This is a genomic window from Agrobacterium leguminum (assembly GCF_005144435.2).
Classification (GTDB): Bacteria; Pseudomonadota; Alphaproteobacteria; order Rhizobiales; family Rhizobiaceae; genus Agrobacterium; species Agrobacterium leguminum.
This window is the reverse complement of sequence record NZ_CP120212.1, coordinates 695,638-707,145: the sequence shown is the minus strand read 5'-3', so window position 1 is coordinate 707,145 and position 11,508 is coordinate 695,638. Positions and strand designations below refer to the sequence as shown.

General features: G+C 59.3%; 9 protein-coding genes. 5 read left to right on the top strand and 4 right to left on the bottom strand.

Annotated features, from left to right (window positions below; genetic code table 11):
- The first annotated feature begins 1 nt into the window (after position 1).
- The 3 genes from CFBP4996_RS17770 (at position 2) to CFBP4996_RS17760 (ending at position 3,765) form a co-directional block, all read left to right on the top strand.
- Positions 2–2,215 carry a DUF8724 domain-containing protein gene (locus tag CFBP4996_RS17770; protein ID WP_080854363.1) on the top strand — a complete coding sequence of 738 codons (2,214 nt, stop codon included), beginning with the start codon at positions 2–4 and terminating at the stop codon, positions 2,213–2,215.
- Positions 2,212–2,763 (top strand): phospholipase D-like domain-containing protein, encoded by a 552-nt coding sequence (locus tag CFBP4996_RS17765; protein ID WP_080854364.1) that lies wholly within the window; start codon positions 2,212–2,214, stop codon positions 2,761–2,763. The genes CFBP4996_RS17770 and CFBP4996_RS17765 overlap by 4 nt, the downstream gene beginning before the upstream one ends.
- 84 nt (positions 2,764–2,847) lie before the next feature.
- Entirely contained in the window at positions 2,848–3,765 is a 918-nt protein-coding gene (locus CFBP4996_RS17760; protein WP_080854365.1) for a restriction endonuclease, read from the top strand.
- A gap of 1,041 nt (positions 3,766–4,806) precedes the next feature.
- On the opposite strand, the gene CFBP4996_RS17755 is transcribed toward CFBP4996_RS17760, so the two are convergent.
- Positions 4,807–5,970: a M20 aminoacylase family protein gene (locus tag CFBP4996_RS17755; protein ID WP_080854366.1), complete on the bottom strand. Its 1,164-nt coding sequence runs from the start codon at positions 5,968–5,970 to the stop codon at positions 4,807–4,809.
- Between the two features lie 224 nt (positions 5,971–6,194).
- On the opposite strand from CFBP4996_RS17755, the gene CFBP4996_RS17750 reads away from it, so the two are divergent.
- Together CFBP4996_RS17750 and CFBP4996_RS17745 are read left to right on the top strand one after the other, a co-directional pair.
- Positions 6,195–7,250 (top strand): D-alanyl-D-alanine carboxypeptidase family protein, encoded by a 1,056-nt coding sequence (locus CFBP4996_RS17750; protein WP_162936130.1) that lies wholly within the window; start codon positions 6,195–6,197, stop codon positions 7,248–7,250.
- Positions 7,251–7,442: 192 nt separating this feature from the next.
- Complete coding sequence (locus tag CFBP4996_RS17745) at positions 7,443–8,588, top strand: CobW family GTP-binding protein (protein ID WP_080854368.1); 1,146 nt, start codon at positions 7,443–7,445, stop codon at positions 8,586–8,588.
- 243 nt (positions 8,589–8,831) lie between these two features.
- Here the strand turns inward: CFBP4996_RS17745 and CFBP4996_RS17740 are convergent, their stop codons facing one another.
- The 3 genes from CFBP4996_RS17740 to CFBP4996_RS17730 all read right to left on the bottom strand — a co-directional run bounded on the left by CFBP4996_RS17740 (position 8,832) and on the right by CFBP4996_RS17730 (position 11,508).
- Positions 8,832–9,068: a sulfurtransferase TusA family protein gene (locus CFBP4996_RS17740; RefSeq protein ID WP_020811686.1), complete on the bottom strand. Its 237-nt coding sequence runs from the start codon at positions 9,066–9,068 to the stop codon at positions 8,832–8,834.
- Positions 9,065–10,363, bottom strand: a complete 1,299-nt coding sequence (locus CFBP4996_RS17735; protein ID WP_121490332.1) for a L,D-transpeptidase family protein — start codon at positions 10,361–10,363, stop codon at positions 9,065–9,067. Before CFBP4996_RS17735 ends, CFBP4996_RS17740 begins: the two co-directional genes overlap by 4 nt.
- 191 nt (positions 10,364–10,554) lie before the next feature.
- Positions 10,555–11,508, bottom strand: coding sequence for an acetyl-CoA carboxylase carboxyltransferase subunit alpha (locus CFBP4996_RS17730; RefSeq protein ID WP_059755539.1), 954 nt, complete (start codon positions 11,506–11,508; stop codon positions 10,555–10,557).

The window sequence follows — 11,508 nt, the reverse complement described above, 5'->3', positions numbered from 1 at the left end:
AATGGCGTTTGGGACGAGCAAGTTCGATGGGCGCGGCTACGGTCGCCAGCGGTCCTCAGACAGTGACGGGCAGGCGAACAAAGCGACGCCGCCGAAGATGCTCCGTTCGCGTTCCCAGATTGCGACGGCGTACGCGCCCGGCGTCTTGATGACGTGGGAAGGCGGCAAGGGGATCTGCAAGGCCGTGCCGATCGAGAAGCAGTTTACGAACGGTCTCCCTCCGAATGTGACGCAGACAATCTTCGAGGGCATAAAGGAGTTCGCAGAGAACTGGCGGACGAGGGCGCTCGATGGATGCCCCAGCGCGCCCGATGAGTTCATTCTCGACGATCCGTTCTACGATCACCGCACCGGCGATGTGACGATCGATCCAACGAAATTCGCGATGAACCAGCCGACTGTCGTCGGGTATGTGCCTTATCCGCTTCTCTATCAATGCGGTGTCTGTAAGACCCTTCGGGAATTCAAGAGCGTCGCCGAACAGGCCAAACGGGGTCTTCCGGAGAAGTGCAAGGATCATGACTCCCGCTGGACGCAGGTCGACGTCGTCTATGCCCACTGGTACGGCACGATCGAACCTTTGAGTCCTTTCAACTACGTCTTCGACGACACGAGGCAGGACGTCAAACCTATATTGAACTGCACATGCGGCTGGACGCAGTTCAAGTTGAAGAACCAGCCTCCGGTATTCAGCGAGTGGCGCTTTCAATGCGAGGAGTGTGAGACCACCCGTGAGCTGAAGAAGGCGGAACCTCACGTGCTCCTGAAGCTCAAGCTCGATGAGCAGAAGGGCGGCCGCAAGTTCGAGTATCTCGAGGTCGATATGCTGCCGGTCTCCTACCGTGCCAGCAGCGCCTTTTATCCACAACGCGCGAGTTTCATCGAACTTCGCGCAGCGACCGTTGTCGAACTCATGGGGCCGCTTCGACACGAGGATCTCATTCGCCGACTGGCTGAAATTCACTCGATTCCATATCGAGAGCCTTCGGACCAGGAGGTTCAAAACGCGCTGGCCGTGGCCGGGCGGTCCGACGAATGGGACGACTATGTCACGTACCGGAACTGGTATCAGAAGAAACAGGCTCAGGGACAGGATGCGGCCGGCCTGAAGTCAGACATGGATGCGCTTCGCGAGAAATGGTTTACCGATGGGCTCGTGAGCCGAGGCGAGCTGTCCAGCGTCGCCATCGCCGCGGCCGTACGTATGCGAAGCGGATGGGCGAGAAAGTTCGATCCGATCCGCCTGACCGTCGAGCACGCTGCATTCGTCGAGGAGCACATCCAAGGCGGCATGCGTGGTCCCCGTCATACTGCCGTCGACGTTATCGATCCAGACCTTCCTTTGTTTGAAAACGCCGGCATTGCCGCAGAGCTGCAGAAGTATCGCAACAGCGTTCAGACTATCCTGAAAAGAACGGGCGTCGGCCAGATGGTGCTCATTCGAGGACTGCCAATCTGCGAATACAGCTTCGGCTTCTCGCGCGTCTCGCCGACGCCTGTATACCAACGTGAACATAACAACCGCAGCGTCGCCATGCCCGTCCGGCTTGTCGCCTTCGACGAGATGAAAAACCATCAGCGGCCGATCTATGTGACGCAGCAGAAGAACGAAGCCCTCTACATCAAGCTCGACGAGGAGAGGATACGGAGATGGCTGAAGCGAAACGGCGTCGTGGACATGCCTCCTGATAACGTCGGCTTGTCGCAGGCATACCTTGAACGATACCAGGACTTCGGACAGTTCCTCGACGACTACAAGGACAAGGAGCGGCAGGGAATGCCGCGGACGCTTGCGCCGTTCGTGTACATGCTCCTGCACTCGTTCTCGCACCAGCTCATCCATTCGCTCGCCGACGCCTCGGGCCTCGATCGCGATGGAATCGGCGAGTATATCTTTCCAGCGGACCTCGCCTTCACGATCTTCCGGAAAGGGATGACCCCGGACCTAGGCAACATCTCGGCCATGTGGCGCAACCACGCCATGGAGTTTTTGCGGCGGTCCGTCGACCCCAGGATGCTCCGCTGCGGCTCGGGTAGTCTGTGCGACAGCCGAGGCGGCGCTTGCCCCGCCTGCATCATGGTCAGCGAGGTGTCTTGCGGCTCGTCAAATCTTCTATTGTCGCGGTCCGTTCTAAAGGGCGGGCCGGCACCCGAGTGGGAGGTCGCAAATTCTCCAGACATCGTCGGCTACTTCGATCCTGAGCTCGATCAATGAAGGCGCCGTCTCTCGCCCAGGAAGGTCGCGCGCGGTTCGTGGTGACGATGCCGCCTTCGCCCAGCAGGATAGGAAGCGTGCTTTCCGCCACGCCTGCCGCAAAGCTCCTTGCCCTCACCCAGACGGACGACGCCTTCCGTCATCTCGCTCGCAAAGCTCAAGATCGCCTCGTCGTGATGACGCCGTATATCGATGCCGTAGGCTGCGCCTGGGTACTCGACATGTTTTTGAGCACTCCGGCGCGCGAAAAGATCCTCATTCTGCAATCGGCCGATCAGCTCGTGAAATATGGGGTGGACGAGGGTGCTCTGCGTGAATCGGCGACGCAGATCCTTATCTACGGCGACGGCAGTACAGATGAGACCTTCCACTCGAAGATCGTCCTTGCGGACGGCAGCGACGCCTACGTCGGTTCGGCGAACTTCCTCTCGCGCTCGAAGATGGCAAATCTCGAGTGCGGTCTCATGGTCGAGGGGCCGGTCGTGTCCTCCATAGCCACGCTCGTCGAAGCGATCATCGAGACCTTCAAGGTGACCGAAGCAGCATGAATAGCTGCACTATCGCGGTTGCGGCCGGGCGCTCGAATGCCTAGACCTTGGGTGGTTTCACAGTCCTGCTAAAGATTCCAGAACATGACAATCCCTGACTATCAAGCCTTGATGCTCCCCGTTTTGCGCCACGCGGCCAACGGCGAAACTCGTGTTCCCGACGTTTCCCAGAAGATCGCGGACGAACTCGGTTTGAGCGAAAGTGAGCGCGAGGAAATGCTGCCGAGCGGACGACAACGGTTGCTTCACAATCGAATCCACTGGGCGAAGTTCTACATGAGCCGTGCCGGCTTAATCGACATTCCTCAACGCGGGAGGTTTAGAGCCAGCGAGGCAGGGTTGAAGCTCCTCGGGACCAAACCAACAAGCATTAACGTCGAGATGTTGAAGGCGTACCCGTCGTTCGTCGAATTCTACGAGAGCTCCAATGCCGCGGGGGCATCGGTAGCAGCGGCCGCCGGCTCTGCTCCCGACGAATCCACACCGGAAGAGCAGATCGACGCCGCCCAAGGGGTCCTTCACGCCGCTCTGAAGAACGAGCTCCTTCAACGCATACTCGCGCAAAGGCCTAGCTTTTTTGAGCGTGCCATCGTCGATCTACTCGTCGGAATGGGATATGGAGGGACCCACGAAAACGCTGCTAGGCGTCTAGGAAGAGTCGCCGACGGCGGAGTCGACGGTGTCATCGACGAAGACAGGCTAGGTCTCGACCGTATCTATGTACAAGCGAAACGGTATGGAATGCATACTCCTGTCGGACGTCCGGAGGTGCAAGGATTCGTTGGTAGTCTGGTGGGCTTTGGGGCGTCGAAAGGCGTCTTCGTAACAACATCGACCTTCAGTGCCCCCGCCCAGGACTTCGTCAGACATCTTCCTCAACGCATCGTGCTGATTGATGGAGACCGGTTAGGCGATCTAATGATCGAGCACGGGGTTGGTGTTCGGATTGCCCGGACGATCGAAGTCCGGCGCCTGGATGAAGACTTCTTTGTCGAAGAGTGAGTGTACGGAGGACACGTTGGCATGCCGGGTTATCCATTTCCGCATTCCGTGGGATCAAGACATCTGTGTAGGCATCACCCCGATCTACGATGGGACGAAATTGATACTAAAATCTCCGTTTTGGGCACTAGCTACGAAATACGGTCAATCGCGTTTCCCCATCACGCCGCGGACGAAGGATAGACGTGAACATCGATAAGATTGAATTTCAGGTTTAGACCAGCACGAAGAATATCAAGATCGGCGGATTAGGCGCAAACCTCCGCTAGCGTCCCAGCCGGCGTTTTGCAAAGCTGGCCTCGTTACAATTACAGGAATGGTGTCCACGAGAGGATTCGAACCTCCGACCCCAGGATTCATACCACTTCGGCTTTCGCCGCCGCTTCCGCGTTCGTGGTCTGGACTGTCCCTTCACCATGGGCTTGAAGCCGTTAGGTGCTGCCCGTCCAGTCTCTACACACTTCCCCGAATTTCTCCGGGGCTTGGCTCGGGATTGGCATGCTGGAAGTCCAGCGAAGCGTCCCCCGACTTTGAGCAGTTTGATTGTATAGGTTTCCCAGTACAACCCCCAATTGAGGAATCCTGTGCTCTATCCTGCTGAGCTACGTGGACAATCTCCTGTATTTGCGCTCCCAGTGCTACCGGAAGCGCCTGCATTTATCAATCCAAATGAACCGGTAAGTTTACCGACCACCTGAACCCCGGCGTCCCAACGGCTTTGCGCCAATCGGTAAGTTTTTTGCCCCTAAAGGTGCTCTATCCTGCTGAGCTACGTGGACAATCTCCTGTATTTGCGCTCCCAGTGCTACCGGAAGCGCCTGCATTTATCAATCCAAATGAACCGGTAAGTTTACCGACCACCTGAACCCCGGCGTCCCAACGGCTTTGCGCCAATCGGTAAGTTTTTTGCCCCTAAAGGCGCTCTATCCTGCTGAGCTACGTGGACACTGAATTGCTCTTTAACCTGACGATGCCTGCGGATCAACCGCGTTCTTCATCGCGGTCGATCTCTTCCTCGGCTTTCTTTGCGTTGGCCGGCAATCAGCTCGTCAGGCGCTGTTCGGCCAGTTTCACCCAGTAGGAAATGCCGTAGGCGATGGCCTCGTCGTTGAAATCATAGCCCGGATTGTGAAGCCCGGCCGAATCGCCGTTGCCGATGAAGATGAAGCAGCCCGGCCTTTCCTTCAGCATGAAGGAGAAATCCTCTCCCGCCATGGAAGGATCGACATCGGGGTCGACATTCGGTTCGCCTGCCACATCGCGGGCCACACGGATGGCGTGGTCGGTCTCGGCGGGGTGGTTGAAGGTCACCGGGCAATAACGCTCATAAACGACTTCCGCTTCCGCGCCGTTGGCAAGGGCAATGCCTTCAGCCATCTGCTTGATGCGATCCTGCGCCAGATCGCGCACCGTTTCATCGAGGCTGCGCACCGTGCCGGCGATCAATGCCTCGTTGGGGATGATGTTATGGCTGGAACCGGCCTGAAAGCGGGTGACGGAAACGACCACCGAGCGGATGGGGTCGGCGTTGCGCGAGGCGATCATCTGCAGATTGCCGACGATCTGCGCGCCGATGGTGATCGGGTCGACGGTGCGGTGCGGCTGTGCCGCGTGGCCGCCACGGCCCTTGACGGTGATCGAGAACTTGTCAGGCGCGGCCATGATGCCGCCCTTGCGGATGGCGAAGGCGCCAAGCGGAATTCCCGGCATATTGTGCATGCCATAGACCTCGTTGATGCCGAAACGCTCCATCAGGCCGTCCTCGACCATGGCAAGCGCGCCGGCACCCCCTTCTTCCGCCGGCTGGAAGATGACGGCAATGGAGCCGGCGAAATTGCGGGTCTCGGTAAGATATCTGGCAGCGCCAAGCAGCATGGCCGTGTGGCCGTCATGGCCGCAGGCATGCATGGCGCCCGCGGTTTTGGAGGCCCAGGGCTTGCCGGTTTCCTCTAAAATTGGGAGAGCGTCCATATCCGCGCGAAAGCCGATGGTGCGATTGCCCGGAAGATTGCCCCTGATGATGCCGACCACACCCGTGCGGCCGAGACCGGTCACGATTTCGTCAACGCCGAAAGATTTCAGCTTCTCCGCAACGAAGGCTGCGGTGTTGTCGACGTCATACAAAATCTCGGGATTTTCATGCAGGTGACGCCGCCATTCGCTGACTTCCTGCTGGAGTTCGGCGGCTCTGTTCAAAATCGGCATTCGTTCATTCCTGGGTTCATCGGTGCGGCGTGTCGTAAAATCCTATCCTCCGTGGTGGATAGTGCGCCGCATAATTGACGTAATCAATGTACTTTGCCATTGCTAGGACATATATGGTGAATATTGCCATTCCCCGACCGAAGACGGGAATTCGAGGACAAGCCTTGCCACAGATATTTAAATCGCCAAACGCCGCCAGACGGCTCTCCGCAGCCGTTGCCATCATGACCGCAGGCCTCGTTGCCGCAGCACCCGTGGCGAATGCCAATCCGAAGATGGTGGTCGATGTCAAAACCGGCAAGGTGATTTCCCATCAGGAAGCCTTCCGCAAGTGGTATCCCGCTTCGCTCACCAAGCTGATGACCGCCTATATCGCCTTTTCGCAGATGAAGGCCGGCAAGATCGGCCCGCAGACGGAAGTGGTGATGAGCAAGAAGGCCGCCGATCAGCCGGCCTCGAAAATGTATTTCAAGCCCGGCCAGAAGCTGACGATGGATAGCGCTTTGAAGCTGCTGCTCATCAAATCCGCCAATGACATTGCCGTGGCGATCGCCGAGACCATCGGCGGCACCAGCGACAATTTCGTGGCGCAGATGAATGCGCAGGCGCAGCGGCTGGGCATGAGTTCCACCCGTTACATCAATGCCAATGGCCTGCCCGGCAAGGGACAATATACGACCGCCCGGGATCTGGCGCTGCTGGCGCTGATCATCAAGCGCGAGTTTCCGGAATATGCCCATTATTTCTCGCTGGAAGGCGTCAGCACCGGCAAGAAGAACTACGCCAATTTCAACATGCTGGTCGGCCGCTTCGATGGCGCGGATGGCATGAAGACCGGCTTCATCTGTGCCTCCGGCTTCAATCAGGTGTCGTCGGCCGTGCGCAATGGCCGCTCGGTCATCACGGTCGTGCTGGGCGCGGACAGCCTTGCCGGACGCACCGACCAGTCGGCCGATCTGTTGCAGATGGGGCTGACGGCGCCCTCGGGCCAAGGCGTCTCGCTCGCCGCGCTGGCGCCCTATGGCGATACCGGCGATGTGAACGATGTCAGCGCCGAAATCTGCAACCCGAAGGCCGCCAAGGTGCGCAGCGAAAGCCGCGACGAGGCTGGCCGCATGGTCATCCATTCGCCCTATGTGCAGGAAATGACCCGCCCGCCGGAATATTCCTTCGCCGGTCTCATTCCCGGCAGCGAGACGGTGGCGGTGAATGCCACCAAGGGAGCCGGCAAGGGCGAACTCGCGAACGTGCCGATCCCGATCCCGCGTCCGACATTCTGATGATCGGTGACTGCCTCGAGGGAGAGCCTCGCGGTTGCAATGCGGTTTGTGTATTCGCAGGTCGATGATGTTATGATATTACAGTGTCGCTCGCGGCTTCCAGGCGCGGGCGATTTCTTTTAGCTCCATGCGGCTCCGGGTTTCGTGTCGTCCAGTGACCTGCCGGAGCGGCCATCAACACACAGGCAAGTCATGTCTCGCGATCGCATCCCGGTTTCCATCATCACCGGATTTCTCGGCGCCGGAAAATCGACGCTGCTCAACCGGCTTCTCAAGGATCCGGCGATGAGCGATGCGGCGATCATCATCAATGAATTCGGCGATGTCAGCATCGATCACATGCTCGTCGAAAGCGCGGGTGAGGGCATCATCGAGCTGGCGGAGGGCTGCCTCTGCTGCACGGTGCGCGGCGAGCTGGTGGATACGCTGGCGGAACTGATGGACGGCATCCAGACAGGCAAGCTGAAGCCGGTAAAACGGGTGGTGATCGAGACCACGGGCCTTGCCGATCCTGCCCCCGTCATGCAGTCGGTCATGGGCAACCCGGTCATCGCGCAGAATTTCGTGCTGAACGGCATGATTACGGTGGTGGATGCCGTGAACGGCCTTTCCACGCTCGACAATCATCAGGAGGCGGTGAAACAGGCCGCCGTGGCTGACCGTCTGGTGATGACCAAGCGCGCGCTTGCCGATGCCGCCGCGATTTCCACGCTGACAGCCCGTCTTCAGGCGCTCAATCCGCGTGCGACCATCGAGGATGGCGACAAAACCGAGTGGAGCGCTGCGGGGCTTCTCGACAACGGCCTTTACGATGCCGGCAGCAAGAACGCCGATGTCGGCCGCTGGCTGGGCGAGGAGGCGGCACACGATCACCACGATCATGATCACGACCATGGCCATCACCACCACCATCATGGCGATCACGACGACCATCACCATCATCACGATGTGAACCGGCACGATGCGTCTATCCGTTCCTTCTCGATCATTCACGATCAGCCGGTCAGCCCGATGGCGATCGACATGTTCGTGGATCTGCTGCGCTCGGCACATGGTGAAAAGCTCCTGCGCATGAAGGCCATCGTCAAGCTGTCGGATAATCCGGCCCGGCCGTTGGTGCTGCATGGGGTGCAGAATATTTTCCACACGCCGGAGCGCCTTGCGGCCTGGCCGGACCCGGCTGATCAGCGCACGCGCATGGTGCTGATTACCAAGGATTTGCCGGAGGCTTTCGTGCAGGACCTGTTCGCGGCCTTCACAAGCGCACCGGGCATCGACCGGCCGGACAGGCAGGCGATGACGGATAATCCGCTGGCGGTTTCGGGGTTGCGGTTTTAGGGTGTGTCGTGATGGTCTAGGTCGGTGGGTGTGGTTCACCCCCCTCTGTCCTGCCGGACATCTCCCCCTCAAGGGGGGAGATCGACAAGCGGCTTGCTCCGAACATCTTTATGGGGGACAGCAACCCGAAGTGCAGAGCTTGTGAGAAAGCGAGCGGTCGCCGCAACTGATCTCCCCCCTTGAGGGGGAGATGCCCGGCAGGGCAGAGGGGGGTAAGCCCGGAGCGTCAGCGTTGAACGCCGGTTACCCGCCCTTCACAATGCGAAACCGATGCCCCTTATCCAGCGCAGTGGTTTCCACCAGCCTATGCCCATCCTCATTGCACATATGGGTAATATCGATCACCGCCAGCGGATCGGTCGTCTCGACGGTCAGAATATCGCCTGCCTTCAGGGTTGCGAGTTTCTTGCGGCTTCTCAAAACCGGAAGGGGGCATTTAAGCCCCCTCAAATCATAGACGATCTCGGCCGTGTCGCTCATTCCTTGGCCCAGAACTTCCAGAACGGCTTCTTCTCCGGCGCTTCCGGAGCAGGCGCTGCGGAATAGGCAAGCGGGTTCATGGTCGGAACCGGAACGCTCTGGGCGGCAGCTCCGGTCTGGCCGGCTGCTGCGGGGGCAGCCGAGGCAACCATCGTCGGTGCCGCGGGGGCCGGGTTCGATTGCGGTGCCGTGGTGGGCTGGACAGCCGAAGGGCGTGGGCCGCGCAGGGCCGAGGCAGTTGCGGTCGTCGCCGGTGAGGACGACGTCACCTGCTGCGCCTTTTTCTCCATCAGCGCGGCATATTCCGTTTCCTTCATCAGCTTGCCGGCCTTCAGCGCCGAGCCGGTCGGGGCATAGGCGGGCTCGCGGCCCTTGCGCTTTTCGGCGACCAGCGCCTTGCGCTCGGCTTCGCTCGGGTCGTACCAGGCCATGCCGTCATATTTCTTCATCGCCTTTTCATAGGCGAGATCGTAGGTCTTCTCGTAGCTCGAAAGCGCGCTTACGAGCGCCGGCGGTGTGCTCATGGCCGGGCATTGGGCGGAGGCGTTGAAGCTGCCGCCTTCCGTCTGCTGGTTGAAGACATATTTCTTCTCGCAGACATTCACTTCCGGCGGGCGCTTCGTCACTTCGAAATTGTCGTAACCGACCTTCAGCATCTTCCAGAATTCGAGATGTTCGCTCTGGCGGTGGCGGGCCATGTTTTCCGCCGTCATGCGGAATGGGAAGGCCTGCAGCTGCACGGTCTTCTGGCCGCCCTTGAAGGCGTCACGGGCAAAACCGTAGATTTCAAGAATCTGCGCATCCGTCATCGAATAACAGCCGGAGGACGAGCAGGCGCCATGGATCATCAGATTGGTGCCGTTGCGGCCATTGGCGGCATCGTAGCGGTTCGGGAAGCCGGTATTGATGGCGAGATAATATTTCGAGTTCGGATTGAGATGCGCGGGTGTCAGGTTGTAGAAACCTTCCGGCGCCTGCCGGTCGCCTTCCTTCACCTTCGGGCCGAGTTTGCCGGACCATGCGCAAATCTCGTAACCGGCGATCTTCTCGAAACGGTTGTCGCGCCTGGCTTTCCAGATTTCCAAGGCACCTTCTTCCTTGAAGATGCGGATCATGATCGGCGAGGTGCGGTCCATGCCCCTTTTGTCGATCTCGGCCAGAATGGACGGAGACAGCGGGTAATCGACCTTGTTCTTGACGTGGGAGACGTCGCGTTCAACGGTTTCGAGCGTATCGTTACAGCCGGCAAGAACGAGCGCGGTGCAGGCAAGAAGTGCAAAATGTGTCAAACGCATGATCTGATCCGAAAGACGATGGCACGAAGCGGCGGCAGTTCTACACCGTCCCGTGTGTATTTTAAATACGGTATTAACCGTTTACATCTTCTTAACTCAAATCGGATCCGCCCCGCGGCCGCCGATACATCTTTTGATGTGACCGGACTATGGCCGAGTTGGGGCGATATTCAAGGAAAATAAGGCCGGGCTTAAAGGTTCCGGCCGATATCCAGGAATTTCTGGCGGCGTTCGGCGCGCAGCTGTGTGCCGGAACGCTGGGAAAGATCGGCCAGAGCTTTGGCGATGACGTCACCGGTTGCACTGATGACGGTTTCCGGGGCGCGATGCGCGCCGCCGATCGGCTCGGGAATGATTCCGTCGATGACGCCGAGCGATTTCAGGTCTTCCGAGGTGATCTTCATGTTGGTTGCGGCTTCCTTGGCGCGGGTCGAATCGCGCCAGAGAATGGAGGCGGCCCCTTCCGGCGAGATCACCGAATAGATCGCATGTTCGAGCATATAGACGCGGTTGCCGGTGGCGATCGCGATTGCGCCGCCCGAGCCGCCTTCGCCGATGACGACGGAGACGATCGGCACCTTCACGTTGAGGCACATCTCCGTCGAGCGGGCGATGGCTTCGGCCTGGCCGCGTTCTTCCGCGCCGACGCCGGGATAGGCGCCTGCCGTATCGATGAGGGTGATCACCGGCAGCGAGAAACGGTCGGCCAGTTCCAGCACGCGGATCGCCTTGCGGTAACCTTCCGGGCGCGGGCTGCCGAAATTATGCTTCAGGCGGCTTTTGGTGTCGTTGCCCTTTTCCTGGCCGATGATGGCGACGGGCTGACCGTTGAAGCGGCCGAGGCCTGCCTGAATGGCGGCGTCTTCGGCAAATTTGCGGTCACCGGCCAGCGGCGTGAAATCGGTGAACAGCGCCTTGGCGTAATCGACGAAATGCGGACGCTGCGGATGGCGCGCGACCTGCGTTTTCTGCCAGGCATTCAGCTTGGAATAGATGTCCTGCATCGCGTCGTTGACGCGCGATTCCAGACGGTTGATCTCCTCCGAGGTGTCTATGCTCTCGTCTTCATCGGCAAGCTTCTTCAGCTCGATGATCTTGCCCTCAAGGTCCGAGATAGGTTTTTCGAAGTCGAGATAATTGTGCAT